The 19,251-nt window shown below is 57.2% G+C and carries 16 protein-coding genes; 10 read left to right on the top strand and 6 right to left on the bottom strand.

The features are described from left to right. Positions 1–6 precede the first annotated feature (6 nt). From hslU to KZO34_RS17415, 5 genes are all read right to left on the bottom strand, one after another. On the bottom strand, positions 7–1,335 hold the full coding sequence (gene hslU, locus KZO34_RS17435; RefSeq protein WP_219478167.1) for an ATP-dependent protease ATPase subunit HslU: 1,329 nt from the start codon (positions 1,333–1,335) through the stop codon (positions 7–9). 12 nt (positions 1,336–1,347) lie between these two features. Beyond that, a complete protein-coding gene (gene hslV, locus KZO34_RS17430) occupies positions 1,348–1,878 on the bottom strand; it encodes an ATP-dependent protease subunit HslV (protein ID WP_219478164.1) in 531 nt (176 codons plus the stop codon). 112 nt (positions 1,879–1,990) lie between these two features. After that, complete coding sequence (locus tag KZO34_RS17425) at positions 1,991–2,626, bottom strand: SPOR domain-containing protein (RefSeq protein WP_219478162.1); 636 nt, start codon at positions 2,624–2,626, stop codon at positions 1,991–1,993. A 9-nt stretch (positions 2,627–2,635) separates the two neighbouring features. Continuing rightward, entirely contained in the window at positions 2,636–4,321 is a 1,686-nt protein-coding gene (gene argS / locus KZO34_RS17420; RefSeq protein WP_219478160.1) for an arginine--tRNA ligase, read from the bottom strand. 119 nt (positions 4,322–4,440) lie between these two features. Further along, positions 4,441–6,615, bottom strand: a complete 2,175-nt coding sequence (locus KZO34_RS17415; protein WP_219478159.1) for a primosomal protein N' — start codon at positions 6,613–6,615, stop codon at positions 4,441–4,443. Positions 6,616–6,878: 263 nt separating this feature from the next. Here KZO34_RS17415 and rpmE point away from each other — a divergent pair, with 263 nt between their 5' ends. Beyond that, the gene (gene rpmE, locus KZO34_RS17410) at positions 6,879–7,103 is read left to right on the top strand and encodes a 50S ribosomal protein L31 (protein WP_218637502.1); all 225 of its coding nucleotides are present in this window, start codon (positions 6,879–6,881) and stop codon (positions 7,101–7,103) included. Positions 7,104–7,319: 216 nt separating this feature from the next. Beyond that, positions 7,320–8,585, top strand: coding sequence for a malic enzyme-like NAD(P)-binding protein (locus tag KZO34_RS17405; RefSeq protein ID WP_219478158.1), 1,266 nt, complete (start codon positions 7,320–7,322; stop codon positions 8,583–8,585). 85 nt (positions 8,586–8,670) lie between these two features. Here the strand turns inward: KZO34_RS17405 and KZO34_RS17400 are convergent, their stop codons facing one another. Next, entirely contained in the window at positions 8,671–11,169 is a 2,499-nt protein-coding gene (locus KZO34_RS17400) for a penicillin-binding protein 1A (RefSeq protein WP_219478157.1), read from the bottom strand. Between the two features lie 195 nt (positions 11,170–11,364). On the opposite strand from KZO34_RS17400, the gene KZO34_RS17395 reads away from it, so the two are divergent. The 8 genes from KZO34_RS17395 to KZO34_RS17360 form a co-directional block, all read left to right on the top strand. Then, complete coding sequence (locus KZO34_RS17395; RefSeq protein WP_219478156.1) at positions 11,365–12,429, top strand: pilus assembly protein PilM; 1,065 nt, start codon at positions 11,365–11,367, stop codon at positions 12,427–12,429. Continuing rightward, positions 12,429–12,992, top strand: coding sequence for a PilN domain-containing protein (locus KZO34_RS17390; protein ID WP_219478155.1), 564 nt, complete (start codon positions 12,429–12,431; stop codon positions 12,990–12,992). The genes KZO34_RS17395 and KZO34_RS17390 overlap by 1 nt, the downstream gene beginning before the upstream one ends. Next, the gene (locus KZO34_RS17385) at positions 12,992–13,603 is read left to right on the top strand and encodes a type IV pilus inner membrane component PilO (protein ID WP_219478154.1); all 612 of its coding nucleotides are present in this window, start codon (positions 12,992–12,994) and stop codon (positions 13,601–13,603) included. Before KZO34_RS17390 ends, KZO34_RS17385 begins: the two co-directional genes overlap by 1 nt. A 2-nt stretch (positions 13,604–13,605) precedes the next feature. Further along, entirely contained in the window at positions 13,606–14,154 is a 549-nt protein-coding gene (locus tag KZO34_RS17380) for a pilus assembly protein PilP (protein WP_219478152.1), read from the top strand. Between the two features lie 65 nt (positions 14,155–14,219). Continuing rightward, positions 14,220–16,283, top strand: coding sequence for a type IV pilus secretin PilQ (gene pilQ, locus KZO34_RS17375; RefSeq protein WP_219478149.1), 2,064 nt, complete (start codon positions 14,220–14,222; stop codon positions 16,281–16,283). 137 nt (positions 16,284–16,420) lie between these two features. After that, positions 16,421–16,987, top strand: coding sequence for a shikimate kinase AroK (aroK, locus tag KZO34_RS17370; RefSeq protein ID WP_219478147.1), 567 nt, complete (start codon positions 16,421–16,423; stop codon positions 16,985–16,987). Further along, positions 16,980–18,074, top strand: coding sequence for a 3-dehydroquinate synthase (gene aroB / locus KZO34_RS17365; protein WP_219478145.1), 1,095 nt, complete (start codon positions 16,980–16,982; stop codon positions 18,072–18,074). The genes aroK and aroB overlap by 8 nt, the downstream gene beginning before the upstream one ends. A 53-nt stretch (positions 18,075–18,127) precedes the next feature. Then, a partial coding sequence (locus KZO34_RS17360; RefSeq protein WP_219478143.1) for an ATP-binding protein occupies positions 18,128–19,251 on the top strand: 1,124 nt, incomplete at its 3' end.

Below are 19,251 nucleotides of genomic sequence, written 5' to 3'. Positions count from 1 at the left end.
TTGCAGTTACAGAATGTAGCGGCTAAGATCCTCGTCCTCGGACAGCTCTCCGAGCTTCTCGTCCACATACCCCGCCGTCACCTCAAAGCCGTCGGTGACCTGATCACCGGCCTCGAAAGAAAGGCTCTCCAGCAAACGCTCGAGCACGGTGTGCAAGCGTCGGGCGCCGATATTCTCGGTGGTTTCGTTGACCTTCCACGCTACTTCCGCAATGCGGGTGATGGCGTCTTCGCCAAACGTCAGTTTAACGCCTTCGGTGGCCATCAGGGCTTCATACTGCTGAACCAGGGAAGCATCCGGCTCGGTCAGGATGCGCTTGAAGTCCTCCGGTGTTAGCGCCTCAAGCTCCACCCGAATCGGCAACCGGCCCTGAAGCTCGGGAATCAGGTCGGAAGGCTTTGACAGGTGAAACGCCCCGGAGGCAATAAACAGAATGTGGTCTGTTCGAATCGAACCGTACTTGGTGCTCACGGTACTGCCCTCGATCAAGGGCAACAGATCCCTTTGAACGCCTTCACGGGACACGTCGGACGAGGTGTTTTCGGAGCGTTTGGCGACCTTGTCGATTTCGTCAATGAAGACAATGCCATTCTGCTCGACCACCTGAATGGCCTTCTGCTTGATCTCTTCTTCATTAACGAGCTTGGCCGCTTCCTCGTCTTTAACCCGCTTGAACGCGTCGCTCACTTTCATCTTCCGGGTTTTCCGCTTGTCGGAAGACAGATTGGAGAACATGCTCTGGAGCTGGTTGGTCATTTCCTCCATACCCGGGGGCGCCATGATCTCGACACCAGCACCACTGCTGCTCAGGTCGATCTCGATTTCCTTGTCGTCCAGCTCGCCTTCGCGCAGTTTCTTCCGGAACAGCTGGCGGGTGGAGGAATCCTCGCTGCGCTGGCTGTCCTCTTTGAAGTCTCTGGCCGGCGGCAGCAAGGCGTCCAGAATACGTTCCTCCGCAGCATCGAGGGCGCGGTGTTCATGCCGCTTCATTTCCTGCTCACGCAGCATCTTGATGGCCATGTCAGCCAGATCCCGAATGATTGATTCCACGTCCCGGCCAACGTAGCCAACCTCGGTGAACTTGGTGGCTTCCACCTTCAGGAACGGGGCGTCAGCCAGTTTTGCCAGCCGTCGTGCAATTTCCGTTTTACCGACGCCGGTGGGACCAATCATCAGAATGTTCTTTGGCGTGATTTCGTCGCGCAGGCTGCTATCAAGCTGCATCCGGCGCCAGCGATTTCTCAGGGCGATGGCCACCGCCCGCTTGGCTTCTTCCTGACCCACGATGTGTTTATTCAGCTCGTGGACAATCTCACGGGGTGTCATTGCAGACATGGTCGCTCCGGATCACTCGTTGGTGGACAGCACTTCGAGGGTGCGGTTGTGGTTGGTGTAGATGCAGATGTCGGCTGCTATATCCAGGCCTTTCTCCACAACCTCGTGGGCCGAGAGTTCGGTGTTTTCCAGCAGGGCTCGTGCAGAAGCCTGGGCATAGGGGCCGCCGGAACCGATGGCAATCAGGCCCTGCTCGGGTTCGATAACATCGCCGTTACCAGTAATGATCAATGATGCCGTTTTGTCGGCTACCGCAAGAAGGGCTTCCAGTCTTCGCAAGGCCCGGTCCGTTCGCCAGTCCTTCGCCAGCTCGACCGCCGCCCGGGTCAGATTGCCCTGGTGCTTCTCCAGCTGCGCCTCGAATCGTTCAAACAGGGTAAACGCATCGGCGGTGCCGCCGGCGAAACCCGCGATCACCTTGCCATTGTACAAGCGACGAACCTTGCGGGCGTTGCCCTTCATTACCGTGTTGCCCAGGGAAACCTGGCCGTCGCCACCCATGGCAACTTCATCATCGCGGCGGACCGAAAGTATGGTAGTCATTTGGGCTCCAATTGCCTGATTGAAATCGGTATTGGGCAGTTATGGAGGCGTGGGAAGAGAATTCAAGTGGAGAGCCAGCCGCCAGCGCGAAAAGCTCTCCCGGGGGAATCGGTTAACCTTCTTTCGGAATTTTCCGAATCAGCGGCTGGATATTGATCGATACCAGCTTGTCGATGGCTGAATTCATCTGACTCCGTGAGGTGAAAGGGCCCACGTTGACACGGTACCAGATGGACCCGCTGTCCAGGTCAATGCGTTGAACTGAGGCACGAAGGCCCTGGAAGGCAATCTCAGCTCGTTGGCGTTCAGCATCCTGCTTGCTACGGAAGGAGCCGGACTGTACCAGGTAGTTGAAATCCTGCTTCGTAGGGCCCGGTGTGTACTCGTCAACCTTGGGCGGCACCACCTCCGACTCCGGAAGCATTTCGTAGAACCGGAAGCCCGGCTTTTTATCCTCGGCTTTGGCGGTCGTCGCAGGCTGACTGCTTTCCGTTTGAGCGGTCGGGTTCTGAGCCGGTTGCGGCGCGCTGCCGGTGGGCAGGGAATTCAGGTAGACAATGAAGCCAATGAAGCCACCCACGGCCGCCAGCGAAAGAATCCATTTAACCGACAAGCCCCCGTGCTGAGACCGTGCAGGCGTCGCCGGCCCGGACCTTTTTTTCGGACTGCGAGATGGTTTGCTCTGCTTTTTTTGCGGCGTCGCTGCAGGCGAGGCCGAGCGGTTTTTCCGGGCGTAATCTCGGGACATGGTCGTTACTTACATCTCTTCTGGTGCGCTGACGCCCAGCAGCTCGAGCCCGTTGGCAATCACCTGGCGGATCGCAAGGTAGAGGCTGACGCGGGCATCTCGAACAGCGGTATCTTCAACGAGCACCTTGTGCGCGTTGTAATAAGTATGGAACTGGCCAGCCAGATCCCGCAAATAGTGCGTCAGATGGTGCGGTTCCCGCTGGGCCGCGGAATTGGCAATCAGTTCCGGGTACTTGGCGAGTTGATTGGCCAGCTCTTTTTCTTCATCGAGGGTCAGCAGCGACAGGTCGCCGAGGCACTGGTTGCGCCCCCGCTCCGTACCTTCCTCAGCCAGTTTCCGAAGAACACTGCAGATTCGGGCATGAGCATACTGGATGTAATACACCGGATTTTCATTGGTCTGGGAGCGGGCCAGATCGATATCGAAGGTCAATTGTGAGTCAACGCGCCGGGCAGCGAGGAAAAACCGCGTCGCGTCCCGGCCAACTTCGTCGATCAGATCCCGGACGGTGACATAACTGCCGGCCCGCTTAGAGATTTTCACTTCCTGGCCTGACCGGGTCACCATCACCATCTGGTGCAGGACATAGTCGGGCCAGCCCTTGGGAATGCCGGCATTGAGCGCCTGCAGTCCGGCCCGAACCCGGGTGACGGTGGAGTGGTGGTCTGCGCCCTGTTCATTGATGACGGTGGTGAATCCCCGCTGCCACTTGTCCAGGTGATAGGCAACGTCGGGCAGGAAGTAGGTGTACCCACCGTCCTTCTTGCGCATCACCCGGTCCTTGTCGTCGCCGAACTCAGTGGTCTTCAACCACAGGGCGCCATCGTGTTCATAGGTGTAGCCATTGTCCCGCAGGCGATTGACGGCTGTTTCCACTTTTCCTTCTTCGTAAAGCGACGACTCAAGAAAGTAGACGTCAAAGTGTACGCCGAAGGCTTTCAGGTCCAGATCCTGTTCCCGGCGCAGATAGGCGACGGCAAACTCCCGAATGGCGTCCTGGTCGTCCGGATCTGCCTTGGCGGTTACTTCCCGGTCGTCGGCGGTCACGGTTTCGCCGGCCAGGTAGGCGTTGGCCACGTCAACAATGTAGTCGCCCCGATAGCCATCCGCCGGCCAGCTTTCGTCCTCCGGGGTCAGCCCTTTCACGCGGGACTGGACCGAGAGGGCGAGGTTATTGATCTGGGCGCCGGCGTCGTTGTAATAGAACTCCCGGGTAACGGTGTACCCATTGGCTTCCAATAGCCGACAGAGGCAATCGCCGATCGCGGCGCCACGACCGTGACCGACGTGCAGAGGGCCAGTTGGATTGGCAGAGACGAATTCCACCTGCACCTTTTCGCCCTGGCCATTGTTGTTGCGGCCAAACTGGTCCGATTGGTCGAGGATGGTGTTGACGACCTCGAAAGCGCTGGCGGTACTCATGAAGAAATTGATGAAGCCGGGGCCGGCAATCTCGACTTTCTGGACAGCGTCACTTTCCGGCAGCTTCTCGATCAGTGCTTCAGCCAGTTTTCGGGGCGGACAGCCGGCTGCCTTCGCCGCCACCAGGGCAATGTTACAGGCATAGTCGCCGTGGGATTTGTCCTTGGTGTTGCCTACTTGCGGCGTGAACGTCTGGTCGGAAGGCAGGGTTCCTTCGGACTGGAGAGCGGCCAGCGCGGACTGGAGCAGATCGGAAACGGTCTCTTTCATGCTGTCGGATGACTCGGGTTACTGGAGAATTGGAATCAGGGCAGGGGCGCCCGTTGGAAACAGAAGGCGGGTATTATCGCGGAAAGTTGGGGTGTAAGCAAAAAGCTCGTACCTCAAGGTCAGCCGGTTTCCTGGGGATCCACATCAATCACCCATTTGACGTTTCCCGGTATTTTTCGCTGGTCCAGTTGCTCGCATATACCTTTGAGCAAAAGGTTCAGCTGTTTTCTGCTCGCCGCGTTGAGGATCAGTTGAGATCGGTGTCGATCGGCCCGTCGGGCAATGAGAGCCGGTAATGGCCCCCAGGCATCAATTCCCGGGGCCTGGGCCAGTGGTTTGATGGAGTCCAGCAATGCAAGGCCTTGCTCCATGGAATCGGCTTCTGCCCGAAAGATGGCCATGGCACGGAAAGGCGGGAATTGGCCGGCCTCTCGCTCTGTCAAAAGCTGGTCGGCCATATCCAGATAGCGCCCGTCGCACAGGCTGCGCAGCAGCGGGTGATCGCTGTGGCAGGTTTGGACCAGTACTTTTCCGCGCGCTTTGCCTCGTCCAGCCCTTCCACTGACCTGGAGCAAAGTCTGAATCAATTGCTCCGGGGCCCTGAAGTCGACGCTGAACAAACCGCCGTCGGCATTCACCACGACAACAAGGGTGACCCCGGGAAAATCGTGGCCTTTGGCAAGCATCTGGGTGCCGACCAATACACAGGGCTTGCCAGTGTTGACCGTGTCCAGAATGCTCTGGATGCTGCCCTTGCGCTGGGTGCTGTCCCGGTCGACCCGCACAATCGGTGTCTCGGGAAACGTTGTCGCGAGGATGTCTTCGGTTCTTTCGGTGCCCTGGCCGACGGGTTTGAAGGCGTCACTCTTGCAGCTGGGGCATTGCTCTGTGGCCGCCGTCTGGTAATCGCAGTGGTGGCAGCGCATCGCACGGTCGCGACGATGGTAGGTCAGGCGGGTGTCGCAGCGGGGGCATTCCACCATATGACCGCAGTCGAAGCACATCATTACCGGCGCAAAGCCGCGGCGGTTGACGAATACCAGGGCCTGATGTCCGTTTTCCAGTGTCTTCCGGATAGCGTCAAGGGCAGGCTGCGACATGCCGCCTTCCAATGGCCGGCTGCGAATGTCCAGAAGACTGATCTCCGGCGGCTGGGCGTTGCCGGCTCGCTCTTCCAGTCGAATGAGGTGGTATTTCTGCTGCAGGGCATTGTGATATGACTCCAGAGAGGGGGTGGCGGAGCCGAGAATAACGGGGCAGGCGTTGAGGTGCGCCCGATAAACGGCCACGTCCCGGCCGGAGTAGCGAAACCCCTCGCCCTGCTTGTAGGAGCTGTCGTGTTCCTCGTCCACGATGATGGTCTTTAGCCCGGTGAAGGGGAGGAGGACGGCCGAGCGAGTGCCGATCAGGATGATCGGTTCGCCGTTGCGAATTTTCAGCCAGGTGGACAGTCGTTCGCTATCATTGAGTGCCGAATGCCAGACCACAATGCGGTGGCCGAAGTAGTGGCGAAAGCGGGCTACCGTTTGCGGAGTCAGGTTGATTTCCGGCACCAGGACGAGAGCCTGCTGGTCCGGTTCGAGGTTCTTTTTCAGGTAGTGAAGGTAAATTTCGGTTTTTCCGCTTCCGGTGATGCCATAAAGCAGTGAAGCGCTGAATCCTTCGCTGGGGGTGGAGAGCTTGCTGGCGGCGTGGGCTTGTGCCGCTGACAGTGTGGGGGTTCTCCCGCCAGGGTTTGCGTCTGTGACTGCGTCAGGTCGGGGGCGTCGTATATCGGGGTGGATCAGGTGCTTGTTCTGCAGTGCCCTGATCTGGGCCCGGGTGTAGCCAGCCCGGACAATGTCGCGATCTGATGCCCCTTCTTCTCGTTCGGCTAGCCAGCTCATCAGGGCTCGTTGTTTGTGGGCGTTGGTCGGGAGTTCCTCGGCCGAGCCTCTGGCTGTCCACCACTGTTCCGCCTTTTCTTTGGCCGGACGCCCCTTCCTCAATGACGCAGGCAGCGCGGTAAACAGGCATTCCCCAAGCGGGTGCTGGTAGTAACTGCTCGCCCAGGACAGAAGCTTGAAGGTCTCCTCGGGTAGTGCCGGCCAGGTTTCCAGTTCCGAGATAATCGGCTTGATGGTGATGTTCGCTGGCGGCTGCACGCCAGTTTCCACGACCAGGCCGGTCGCCTGCTGGCGTCCAAACGGTATCCGGACTCTCTGCCCCGGAACAAGGTCCATGCCCTCGGGAATCCGGTAATCGAAAAGCCGCCTCAGTGGGCGGTTCAGGGCGATTCGTGCAATGGACGACACAGATTGCTCCAGTGAGGGTCGGGGGTCACGGTATTTGCGTATCCTTTATATGCCCAGCTTTGCGTGGCCGTTGCTGGTGCAGGAGGGGCGGAAATCCCCGCGGTGCTTGCCTGTTGTCGGATTTGCAAGTAAGATTCGCGGTCTGTTTCCGGCAGGGCATGATTGTGCCCCGTCTTCTCAATTGATTCAAACATGCGGTGCCTGGCACCCGGGCAGTCGAAAGCCCCGTGACCATGTAGCGGCATGACCTAACGAGGTTCGCCATGAAAGAAGGTATCCATCCCAAGTACGAAGACGTCACCGCGACCTGCTCTTGCGGCAACGTAATCAAGACCCGTTCCACAATCGGACATGACCTGCAGCTGGATGTTTGTTCCCAGTGCCACCCGTTCTACACGGGCAAGCAGAAGGTTATGGATACCGGTGGTCGTATCGACCGTTTCCAGAAGCGTTTCGGTGGCCGCATCGCTGGTGGCAAGAAAGACTGATCGCTATGGTCGGAAAGAAAGCGCCTTCGGGCGCTTTTTTTGTGCCGGAAATCATATTTATCGCCAAATGATACATACGCAATTTGCACTATTGACTGTTCACAAAATGGCCGGCTGCCACTTGTCGTTTGGGGGCCGTCGCGCCATAATGGCGCGCTCCGCTGAGCAGTGCTTTGCGGTTCATTACCTTTAAACGTGACAAACGGAACAGTGGCAATGTCTCAAGATCTGAAAGAAGCAGCCCTTGAATATCACGCCAAGCCGCGGCCTGGTAAGCTGAGTGTTGAAATCACCAAGCCGACCAAGACCTCCCGCGATCTCTCTCTGGCGTATAGCCCCGGGGTTGCAGAACCGGTCCGCGAGATCGCAAAGGACCCGGAGAACGCATACAAGTACACTGCCAAGGGCAACCTGGTAGCTGTAATCTCTGACGGTTCCGCGATTCTTGGTCTGGGCAACCTGGGTCCGCTGGCAAGCAAGCCGGTTATGGAAGGCAAGGGCGTACTGTTCAAGCGCTTTGCCGGAATTGATGTCTTCGATATCGAAGTCAATTCCGAAAGCCCGCAGGCGTTTATTGAAACGGTCGAGCGTATTGCTGATACCTTTGGTGGTATCAACCTGGAAGACATCAAGGCACCGGAATGCTTTGAGGTTGAGCGTGCGCTGATTGAAAAGTGCAATGTGCCCATCTTCCACGATGACCAGCACGGCACCGCCATCGTAACTGCAGCCGGTATGATCAATGCCCTTGAGCTGCAGGGCAAAAAAATTGAAGAAGCGAAAGTTGTTTGCCTTGGTGCAGGCGCGGCAGCTATCGCTTGCATGAAGTTGCTGATCAGCTGCGGTATTCGCTCTGAAAACATCTTCATGCTCGACCGTAAGGGTGTGATCCACTCTGGTCGTGATGATCTGAACCAGTACAAGGCGATGTTCGCCAATGATACCGACAGGCGCACCCTGGATGACGCGATTGATGGCGCGGATGTATTCCTCGGGCTGTCGGGTCCGGATCTGCTGACTGCAGACCAGCTCAAAAAGATGGCTCCGAACCCGATCGTGTTTGCCTGTTCAAACCCGGATCCGGAGATCAGTCCGGAAGTGGCGCTGGCCACCCGTGATGACCTCATTATGGCGACCGGCCGTTCCGACTATCCGAACCAGGTAAACAACGTACTCGGCTTCCCGTTCATCTTCCGGGGTGCGCTGGATGTTCGTGCTACTGCGATCAATGAAGAGATGAAGGTGGCGGCGGTAAACGCCATTCGCGAGTTGGCCAAAGAGCCAGTGCCTCAGGAAATCTGCGAGGCGTACGGGGTGGAGAGCTTCGAGTTCGGCAAGGAGTACATCATTCCCAAGCCGATGGACGTTCGTCTGTTGGAAGTGGTGCCTGCGGCGGTTGCTCGCGCAGCGGTGGATTCCGGGGTTGCCCGTAACCCCTATCCGGCGCACTATCCGCTGAAGTCCATGGACGACATTATCTAAGCGTCGTTCAAGGTATAAAAAAACCGGCGGTGATCCCGCCGGTTTTTTTGTGTCCGTCTTCAATATTCTATCGCGCGCCAAAGGTTCAGAATATCTGGCGTGAGAGGCCGTCGCCATTACCGTTGCCGTTGCGGTCGTCCTCATCCTCTGCAGCGAGCGGGGCCGGAGCTTCTTCCTCCTTGAAGACCTCAAAGACACCATCTTCTCCCGGCCGTGCGCGCTTGCCGGTTTCCGGATTGATCCGTATGTTCACAATTCCGTTGGGGCGCGGCATCGTGGCCGGTGGCGTCCCCTTAAGTGCGACTTCCATGTAGTCGATCCAGATCGGCAGGGCAGTGCTGGCGCCGAACTCCCGTCGTCCCAGCGGGGCAGGCTGATCAAAGCCAACCCAGGTCGTGGTGGCGATTTCATGGTTGAAACCCGCAAACCACGTGTCTTTCTGTTCGTTGGTCGTGCCGGTTTTGCCGGCTATATCGGTACGCCCGAGGGCTAGCGCCCGTCGTCCTGTGCCGAGGCGGATAACGTCCCGCATCATGGAGTGAAGGATGTATACCGAGCGTTCATCCGCCAGGCGTCGCATCACTCGAACTTCCGGCGTCGACTCGTTGGCGGCGGGTTTGTTTTTCTGCTCAGACTCGGCATCTGCATTGAGTGATTCGACAGGTGTTGGCGCTGTCGATTCCGCTGTCTCGTCGCAGTTCTGGTCGCAGAGTATGGTGTCTGGTGCCTGGTAGACAGTTTCGCCGTTGACATCCTCAATGCGCTCAATGAGGTATGGCTGGACGTCGTAGCCACCGTTCGCAATAACGGCGAGGCCTCTGGCCAGTTCCATTGGGGTCAGTTGGCCGCTTCCGAGAGACAGCGAGAGGTTGTCCGGCATGTTGTCTACCGGGATCTTCAGTTGTTCCAGGTAGTCCAGCGTCTTCTGGATGCCGACATCCCTGAGTAGCCGGATGGAAACGATGTTCCGGGACCGGTAAAGGGCTTCGCGGAGTCGGGTGGGGCCATAGAACTGGCCGGATGAGTTCTGTGGGCGCCAGGCGGTTTCCAGCTCGGAGTCGTCAAACACGATCGGCGCATCGTTATATATGGTCGCCGGCGTTATCCCGTTTTCCAGGGCGTTCAGGTACAGGAAGGGCTTGAATGTCGAACCTGGCTGCCGTTTGGCCTGGATTGCACGATTGTACTTGCTTTGCCGGAAACTGTAGCCGCCCGCGAGCGCCTGAATCGCTCCCGTGTCAGTGTCCAGCGAGATAAGCGCGCCTTCAGCGCGGGGTACTTGTGCGAGAGCAACGGTCGGCAGCGTTTCCGATCCCTCCCCGCCGGGTGCTTTCTCATTATTGTGAACATAAACGACATCGCCAACGGCGAGAACGTCCGACGGCTTTTCCGGTTCGGGTCCTCGGAGGTCTTCCGTCTTGTATCGCCGTGCCCAGGTCATGGTGTCAAAGGGCATCACCGCATCGCCGATGCCCCGGGCATGAACCTGCACGCTCAGAGTTTCGTCCTTGATGCCGGTTACCAGTGCCGGGATGAGTGATGCGACCCTGGGGTAGTTGAGTACGAGATCAGAGGGTGTGCTCTCTTCGAGGGTTTCCTGGTCGATCTGTCCGATCGGTCCCCTAAAACCATGCCGGCGATCGTAGGCCTCCAGTCCGTCCCGGAGCGCATCTGTAGCCGTCTGTTGCTTGAGGCTGTCCACGGTGAGGGTCACCGTGTATCCGTCGGTATAGGCGCCATCGCCGAAACGCTGGACAATGGCAGAGCGTGCCATTTCCGCCACATAGTCGGCATCCACTTCGACATCCGTTGCGTTGTACCCGGCGGTCAGTGGCGCGGTGACGGCAAGATCGTAGGCGTCATTGGTGATGTAGTTGAGGTCTCGCATCCGGCCCAGGATCCAGTTTCTCCGGATGAGTGCCCGGTCGGGGTTGGCAAGCGGGTTGAATGCCGATGGAGCCTTGGGCAGGCCGGCAAGCATTGCCATTTGAGCCAGTGAGAGTTCGACAACGGGCTTGTTGTAGTACACCTGCGAAGCAGCTGCGATTCCGTAGGCGCGATTCCCCAGGTAGATCTTGTTGAGGTAGAGCTCCAGAATGCGGTTTTTGTCGAGTTCACGCTCTATCTGAAGAGCCAGAAGTATCTCGTTGAACTTCCGTATAAAGGTCCTATCGCGTGACAAAAAGTAATTTTTTGCAACCTGCATTGTGATGGTGCTGCCGCCGGACTGGATTGAGCCGGTGGAGATCAGTTCGATTGCAGCCCGCGCCAGGCCTTTGATGTCGACCCCGAAGTGTTCATAGAAGCGCGCGTCTTCAGCCGCCAAAAAGGCTTGTAACTGAATTGTTGGGATCTGTTCGATTGTGATCGGTGCCCTTCTCTTTTCACCGAATTCTGCTATTAATCTGCTGTCTTTGCTATACACCCGAAGAGGCGTCTGCAACTTGATATCGAGCAGTTGCTCCACCGGTGGAAGTCCGGGGCGAAGATAAAGATAGAATCCTGAGGTGACGATTACAGTGACGCTCAGTCCGGTGAGAAAGAACCATGCAAAAAGGCGAGATGTGCGCAACAAATGAGACATTTTTTTCTGACAACTGTTGGATATAGGTCTATCATTTGAGAAATTGCTTTAGGAAGGATGAGTCGCTTCACCGCTGCAATGCTTCTCAATTAAAGAAGAAAGGGCATTGTAGACGGAAATCTGAAGAAATTCTCTTAAATAAAAAACACATAAGTAACTTAACCGGGTGCATCTAACCAGGTAAAGGGTGAGCGCGTGTTCGGATTGTTCGGAAAGAAATCCAGTGCAGTGCTGGGCGTGGACGTAAGTTCCAGTTCGGTCAAACTTCTGGAGCTGTCAAAGCAGGGCGACCGCTTCAAGGTCGAGAGCTACGCGGTAGAGCCGTTGCCGGCCAACGCCGTCGTTGAGAAAAACATCACGGATGTCGAAGCCGTTGGTGAGGTGCTGAAGCGCGTCGCCTCCAAGTCGCGTACCGGCGTAAAGCAGGTCGCGGTCGCGGTGTCGGGTTCGGCTGTGATAACCAAGACTATCCAAATGGATGGCGGCCTCAACGAGTTTGAAATGGAAGATCAGATCGCTCTTGAAGCGGATCAGTACATTCCATATCCGCTTGACGAAGTCGCGATAGATTTTGAGGTTCAGGGACCGTCGGAAAACAATCCGGACCAGGTCGATGTTCTTCTGGCAGCGTGCCGTAAGGAGAACGTTGATATCCGGGAAGACGCTCTGGAGATTGCCTCTCTAACCGCAAAGATCGTCGATGTCGAAGCCTACTCGCTGGAGCGGGCCTTCTCCCTGATCGAGCCTCAGCTCGATTCCCAGGGCGAAGAGCTGGTGGTTGCCATCGTTGATGTCGGCGCCACCATGACCACGCTCAGTGTGCTTGCCGAAGGCAAGACCGTTTATACCCGGGAGCAGATCTTCGGAGGCAAGCAGCTTACCGAGGAGATCCAGCGCCGTTATGGCCTGTCACTGGAAGAGGCGGGGCTTGCCAAGAAGCAGGGCGGGTTGCCTGATGATTACGAGTCCGAGGTGCTAACGCCATTCCGGGAAGCGGTGGTTCAGCAGGTTGCCCGGGCGCTGCAGTTCTTTTTTGGTGCCAGTCAGTACAATGCTGTCGACTATGTGGTTCTGGCAGGTGGTACTGCCTCGATACAGGGGCTGACAGAAATGGTCGAGGAAAAAACAGGAACGCCCACCCTTGTCGCAAATCCGTTTGCGGACATGGCGGTGGGATCACGGGTCAATGCGTCTTCGCTCAGTAACGATGCCCCCTCACTGATGATTGCCTGTGGCCTGGCAATGAGGAGCTTCGACTGATGGCGAATATCAACCTTAGGCCCTGGCGCGAAGAGCTCCGGGCAGAAAAGCAGAAACAGTTTGTAGTCATGATCTTGGGTGCGGCGATTATCGCGGCCGGCCTGGTATTCCTCTGGAAGACTGATATGGACAGTCGCATTGCCTATCAGCAGTCGCGGAATGCCTACATCGAGACCGCCACCAAGAAACTGGATGAACAGATTCGGGAAATCGAAAGCCTCAAGCGCAAGCGCGATGAGCTGCTGGCCCGCATGAAAGTGATTCAGGATCTGCAGGGCAAGCGGCCGGTGATCGTACGAGTGTTCGATGAGCTGGTTCGTACATTGCCAGACGGTCTGTTCTACACGGATCTCAAGAAATCGGGGGACCGGGTATCCATCGTCGGCATGGCGGAGTCCAACAGCAGAATCTCTACACTGATGCGTCAGTTCGAGGAGTCTGACTGGTTTGCCGATCCGAGCCTTTCCAACGTATCGGAAGCCGACAACCGTCGTGCCGGATACAGCCAGTTCAACCTGTCGGTGCAACAGAAAACGCCCGAGCCCGAAGGGGAGGATAAGTAATGAGCCTCGCGGACTCTCTCAAAAGCCTGAATGAATTCGACATCAATGATCTGGATGTCAACAACGCAGGGATCTGGCCGGCACCGGTCAAAGCCATTGTCGTACTCATCATTTTCGGTCTGATTATTGGTGGTGGTTACTGGTTCTTTATCAAGGATCAGTACATCCAGCTGGATCGGGTGGAGAAGACTGAACAGGATTTGCGCAAGAAATACGAGGAGAAGGCCTATCGGGTCGCTAACCTTGACGTCTTCAAGGCGCAGATGGCTGAAATGGAGGAAACGTTCGGGGCTCTGGTGCGTCAGCTGCCCAGTGAGACGGAAGTTCCCGGCCTGTTGGAAGATATTACCAATACCGCTCTGGGTAGCGGTCTTTCATTGCGTGAGGTGAAGCTCCAGCCTGAGCAGCAGCGCGATTTCTATGCCGAGCTTCCAATTAATATCCGGGTGTCCGGTTCCTATCACGAGCTGGCATCCTTCGTGAGCAGTGTCGCAAGCCTTCCGCGGATCGTGACGCTGCACGACTTAACCATTAAACCAACTGGCGGAGACGGAGAGCAGCTTGATATGCAAGTTCTTGCCCGTACCTACCGCTACCGGGCTGGAGAATGAGCATGGCAGCAAAGCATGCGGGAAAGGCCTGGCTGAGTGTGTGTCTGGTATCTCTACTGACAGCCTGTTCCCAGGGCAGTGGTTTCTCGGATCTCGACAAGTTCATGGCGGATACGCGGGACCGGCCTCGAGGTCACGTCGAGCCGTTACCGGAGTTCAAGGCCTATGAAGCGTTCAGCTATTCGGCCGCCGATCGTCGGGCGCCGTTCGAGCCACCTGTCGACGTTCAGCTCACCATGGTTGACGAGCAGCCGGTGAGTGACGTGGAGCCGAACCTGGACAGGCCTCGAGAGGTTCTTGAAAACTTCGATCTGAAAGAGCTGGATATGGTGGGAACGCTGCAGGGTACGTCCGGTAACCTGTTTGCACTGATCCAGGATGGGGCCGGCGGTATACACCGGGTTCGTACCGGTAACTATATGGGGCAAAATTACGGCCGGATTGTCGGCGTGAATGAAACCCGCATAGAACTGATTGAGATCGTTCCGAATGGCCGGGGTGGATGGGTTGAGCGTCCGCGCTCCCTGACACTGAACGAGGAAGAAGGCTAAGGAGCGGCAGTATGAAGAATGAAAGAAACATGCACGAACAAAAAAGTTTGGGGTCGAGGCTAGCGATGTTTAAGAAACTCAATGTATACGTCGGCGTGATTGCTTTTGGGTTGTTGTCCGGCCTGGCCAATGCGGTCACGCTGGAAGACGTGTCATTTTCGTCGCTACCGGGAGATCGCCTGGAAGTGACGCTTGCCTTCGATGGCCAGCCGCCGGAACCAACGGGGTATACCATCGAGCGTCCAGCCCGGATTGCCGTTGATCTCAGTGACACCACCAGCGGCCTGGACAGTCGCAGCATGCCGCTGGGGTCTGGTAACGCGCAGAGCATGACCGTCGTTGAGACCAAGGATCGGACGCGACTGATCTTCAACCTGGTTGAGCTTGTGCCTTACGACACAGTTCGCTCTGGTAACTCCCTGGTTATGACCATTGGCGGTGAGGGAAGTGTGCAGCAGACTATGCAGTCTACTGGAACGACTTCCGCGCAGCCTTCAAGGTCTACTCGCCCGGACACGTTGGCGGGCGTCGATTTCCGTCGAGGTAAGGATGGCGAGGGTCGAGTGGTCGTGGATCTCGGTAGCGAGAGCACGCCCGTTGATCTGTCTGAACTTGGTGGCAAAATTCGCCTGACCATGTCCGGTGTGGCGGTTCCGGAGAACCTCCGTCGCCGTCTCGATGTAACCGATTTCGCAACCCCGGTTAATCGCATCGATACCTTTGTGCAGGATGGTAATGCCGTTGTCGAGATTCGCCCCGAGGGTAATTACGACTACATCGCGTATCAGTCCGGCAGTCAGTTCACGGTGAGCGTCGAGAAGCTGACCGAGCAGGAAGCCGAGGCGCGTCGAGAGGAGAAGTTCCCGTACACCGGCGATAAGCTTTCCCTGAACTTCCAGGACATCGAGGTCCGGTCGGTTCTGCAGTTGATTGCCGACTTCACCGGCCTGAATCTGGTGGCCAGTGATACAGTGGGTGGAAGCATCACCCTTCGCCTGCAAAATGTGCCCTGGGACCAGGCGCTTGATCTTATTCTCAAGACCAAGGGGCTGGACAAGCGTCAGATCGGTAACGTGCTGCTGGTTGCGCCAGCGGACGAAATTGCTGCTCGCGAGAAACTTGAACTCGAGACCACCAAGCAGATTGCTGAACTTGCGCCGGTGCGCCTGGATATCATCCAGGTGAATTACGCCAAGGCCGCCGACGTTGTTGCTTTGATCGAGGCCGATAAAGAGTTGATCTCGGACCGCGGCTTCGTCTCCTCCGACGTTCGCACCAATACCATCAGTGTGCGCGAAACCACGGAAAAGCTTGAAGAGATCCGTCGCCTGGTCTCCACTTGGGATGTACCCGTGCGCCAGGTCTCCATTGAGGCCCGAATCGTGCGCGCCCAGACCAACGTCGCGGAAGACCTCGGTATCCGTTGGGGTGGTGCGGCCTATAACGTAAGTGGTGATAACGTGTTTTCTGTTGGCGGTTCGCAAGGGGCCGTTGAAGAAGCTCGTCAGGCTGCCGGGGGTACCAACAATACCATCACCTTCCCGGGCGCACTGGCGGTCGATCTGGGTGTAACCGGCGAAGGTGCGTCCTCATTCGCCATCGGCTGGGGCAGCGACGATTTCCTGGTGGATCTCGAACTGTCAGCTCTGGAAAGCGATGGTCAGGCGGAAGTGGTATCGCAGCCGCGGGTTGTGACCGCAGACCGTCAAACGGCATCCATCAAGTCCGGTGAAGAAATTCCTTACCAGGAGGCTTCTTCCAGCGGTGCAACCTCTGTTTCCTTCAAGGAAGCCGTGCTGTCACTGGAAGTGACGCCGCAAATCACTCCGGATGACAAGATTATTATGGATCTGGTGGTGAATCAGGATTCTCGCGGTGAGGTAACGGCCGGTATTCCTTCCATCAACACGAACGAAGTGACAACGCAAGTGCTGGTTGGCAATGGCGAGACGGTCGTGTTGGGCGGTATTTTCCAGTCCGAGGTCGCTACCCAGACCACGAAGACCCCGTTCCTTGGTGATATTCCTTACCTTGGTCGTCTCTTCAAGCGTACAGAGCACATTGATGAGCGCAGTGAGTTGTTGATCTTCATCACTCCCAAGATCATCAAGAACGACCTGATTCAGTGATTCAGCGCTGACAAAAAAGCCGCCGCTTAACACCGGCGGCTTTTTTGTGTCCCTCAGTCGGTATAGCGCCAGTGAAATTTATGGAATCAGTGGCGCTGTGATATTCTCACCCGCCTGAACACAATCGAGCGGAAGTTATGTCTTTGCCCAAACGCGTTGTCCTGGTCGGCCCCATGGGAGCCGGAAAGAGTACGATTGGCCGGATGCTTGCCAAAGAGCTGGGCTATCGTTTTTTGGACTCTGATCGCATCATTGAGGAGCGTTGTGGCGCAAACATTCCGTGGATTTTTGATGTGGAGGGGGAAGAAGGCTTTCGGCAACGTGAAACTGCGATGCTGGAAGAGCTTTCTTCCGAGCCGAAAACGGTGCTCGCGACTGGCGGTGGTGCAGTGATGCGGCCGGAAAATCACCGGTTGCTCAAGCAGGATGCGGTCGTGGTTTATCTCAAGACCTCAATCGAACAGCAGGTCGAACGCACCCGAAAAGACCGCAACCGCCCGTTACTGCAGAATGATGATCCTGAGGCGGTGCTGCGTAAGCTGTTTTCGATCCGGGACCCTTTGTATTCAGAACTTGCAGACATCACGATGCACACGGATCGGAAAAGCCCACGGCTCGTCGTCCGGCAGCTTGTCAACAGAATGAATCCCCGAACCCCTCGCCACAAGAGGCAAGTACGCAAGGAAGGACGGAATCATGTCTAAGGTACTTCATGAGCTTACTGTAGAGCTCGGTGAGCGCAGTTATCCGATTATCATCGGTCACGGGCTTCTCGGCAGTTATGATCTTTCGTCCTTCGTGACCGGCTCCCAGGTGATGATCGTCACCAACGAGACCGTGGCGCCACTCTATCTCAAACGCGCCCTTGCCTGCTTTCCTGGAAAGGCAATCGACACGGTGGTATTGCCGGATGGTGAAAAATACAAGGATTGGCAAACCCTCAACAAGATCTTTGACGGTTTGCTCGAGAACAGGCATACCCGGAAAACCACCCTCGTCGCGCTGGGCGGAGGTGTGGTCGGAGACATGACCGGTTTTGCGTCGGCCTGTTACCAAAGGGGGGTGCCCTTTATTCAGATTCCAACGACGCTGCTGTCCCAGGTGGACTCGTCAGTGGGAGGCAAGACCGGCATCAATCACCCGCTTGGGAAAAACATGGTGGGTGCGTTTCACCAGCCTGAGGCTGTTTTAATCGATACCGACAGTCTCACTACGCTTCCGGCCAGGGAAGTATCGGCCGGTCTTGCCGAAGTGATCAAGTATGGGCTGATTCGAGATATCGGGTTCCTGGGCTGGCTTGAAACGGAGATGGACCGGCTTGTGGCAGTAGAAGCGTCCGCACTTGCGGAGGCCATTTACCGTTCCTGCGTCTGCAAAGCGGACGTGGTGGCCCGTGACGAGCGTGAGGGTGGGCTTCGGGCGATATTGAATCTGGGTCATACCTTTGGTCATGCAATCGAAACCTATGCCGGCTATGGCAACTGGCTGCATGGCGAGGCCGTAGGGACCGGGATGATCATGGCTGCCGACCTCTCGGCTCGTGAAGGGATGATCAGTCGCGAACAGTGTGACAGGGCAGCAGCTCTGATTCGCCGTGCGGGCCTCCCCGAATTGCCACCAGAGGGTATGGCGCCGGGTGATTTTATGGAGCTGATGGCGGTGGACAAGAAGAACGTTGATGGCAAGCTGCGCCTTGTGCTTCTCGATGGCATTGGTCATGCCGTCGTAACGAGCGATGCGACGGCCGACAACCTTGCTGCAACTCTTGCCGGGTTCTGCCGTTCTGGTTAAAGCCCGTTACTGGTGGCTCGGAGAGGGTCAGGTCTAACAACAGGGAAGCCGTGGTGACTGAAGAGAGCTTGAACAGTCTGGATGGTGGCGGGCTTTTTCCTCGCCTGCAGCAGCGGTATGGGTTGCGGGCCAATCCTTTGGAAATGGAAACGCCCTTTTTTCCGGACGCGATGCGCCACCACGCCCTGGAAACACTGCGCCACCTCTGCGGTTTTGGCGATATGGCACTGCTTCTGACCGGGGCGCCGGGATCCGGCAAGACCCGGCTGTTGGCAGAGCTTGTCCGAAGTGAGTCGGCTCGTCTCGATTTTCATCGAATCCCAGCTTCTGCGCTCGCCAGTTCCAGGTCGCTTGCAATCGCCCTCAAGTCCTTGGCGCCGTCATCGTCTCGCGCTGAGCAAAGCCCCCGTGAGGCAGTTTACAGCTTTTTTCACTGGTCCGAGTCGCGGGCTCGAAAAGGGCAGCGGATTGTCTTGCTGATAGACGATGCAGATCGTGCGCCGACGGAATTGCTGAAACTCATCCTTGCAGGTTTTCTGGCGTCGGAACGAGCCTCGGCTGCGGTGCCGGTGTTTTCAGGGAGTGATGACCTGGTTGGTCGCCTGGCGCTGGATCCGGTCTCAGCCAATGTGCACCAGATCCACCTCCGCCCTTTGACCAGGGAAGAGGTGGTGGCCTACCTGGAGCCCAGAATCCAGCTGGCGGGCGGTAAGTCCGGTGAATTGTTGAATCACGCCAATGTGTCCATGATTCACGCTCTGAGCCAGGGCAGTTTTGGCCGGCTCAAGCGGATCACGCCAGGGGTTTGGTTGGACATGGTTTCAGCAGTGCCCGGGGTCGGGCGGCGTTCTGCGTCCTCGTTGAGAAAGCTCGGCTGGCCGATGCTGGCATTGGCACTGCTCGCCGGTTCCTGGTGGTTTGTCTCCATGCAGTACGATGAATCGGTCTCGGCCGACGCTTCGAAATCATCGAAAAAGGAGCCAGTCCGCAAAAGCATAACGGTGGGCCCGGAGTCCCCTGCGGAAAGCGAGCCCGTTGAAGAGCGCGCGGCTGTCGAAGAGGTAGGCTTGGCGGCCGCTGCCGACGATACTCTTCCTGAGCCTGAGCCTGAGCCTGAGCCTGAGCCTGAGCCTGAGCCTGAGCCTGAGCCTGAGCCTGAGCCTGAGCCTGAGCCTGA

It is taken from the genome of Marinobacter sp. F4206 (assembly GCF_019392195.1).
In the GTDB taxonomy this organism is placed as follows: Bacteria; Pseudomonadota; Gammaproteobacteria; order Pseudomonadales; family Oleiphilaceae; genus Marinobacter.
Note: the sequence above shows the minus strand (reverse complement) of the source record. Positions and strands in the feature narration are given on the sequence as shown.

Excerpts from the sequence above, each read along its gene's own strand:
- hslU (WP_219478167.1), bottom strand. The coding sequence starts at position 1,335 with ATGTCTGCAATGACACCCCGTGAGATTGTCCACGAGCTGAATAAACAC.
- hslV (WP_219478164.1), bottom strand. The coding sequence starts at position 1,878 with ATGACTACCATACTTTCGGTCCGCCGCGATGATGAAGTTGCCATGGGT.
- KZO34_RS17425 (WP_219478162.1), bottom strand. The coding sequence starts at position 2,626 with ATGTCCCGAGATTACGCCCGGAAAAACCGCTCGGCCTCGCCTGCAGCG.
- argS (WP_219478160.1), bottom strand. The coding sequence starts at position 4,321 with ATGAAAGAGACCGTTTCCGATCTGCTCCAGTCCGCGCTGGCCGCTCTC.
- rpmE (WP_218637502.1), top strand. The coding sequence starts at position 6,879 with ATGAAAGAAGGTATCCATCCCAAGTACGAAGACGTCACCGCGACCTGC.
- KZO34_RS17405 (WP_219478158.1), top strand. The coding sequence starts at position 7,320 with ATGTCTCAAGATCTGAAAGAAGCAGCCCTTGAATATCACGCCAAGCCG.
- KZO34_RS17400 (WP_219478157.1), bottom strand. The coding sequence starts at position 11,169 with ATGTCTCATTTGTTGCGCACATCTCGCCTTTTTGCATGGTTCTTTCTC.
- KZO34_RS17390 (WP_219478155.1), top strand. The coding sequence starts at position 12,429 with ATGGCGAATATCAACCTTAGGCCCTGGCGCGAAGAGCTCCGGGCAGAA.
- KZO34_RS17385 (WP_219478154.1), top strand. The coding sequence starts at position 12,992 with ATGAGCCTCGCGGACTCTCTCAAAAGCCTGAATGAATTCGACATCAAT.
- KZO34_RS17380 (WP_219478152.1), top strand. The coding sequence starts at position 13,606 with ATGGCAGCAAAGCATGCGGGAAAGGCCTGGCTGAGTGTGTGTCTGGTA.
- pilQ (WP_219478149.1), top strand. The coding sequence starts at position 14,220 with ATGTTTAAGAAACTCAATGTATACGTCGGCGTGATTGCTTTTGGGTTG.
- aroK (WP_219478147.1), top strand. The coding sequence starts at position 16,421 with ATGTCTTTGCCCAAACGCGTTGTCCTGGTCGGCCCCATGGGAGCCGGA.
- aroB (WP_219478145.1), top strand. The coding sequence starts at position 16,980 with ATGTCTAAGGTACTTCATGAGCTTACTGTAGAGCTCGGTGAGCGCAGT.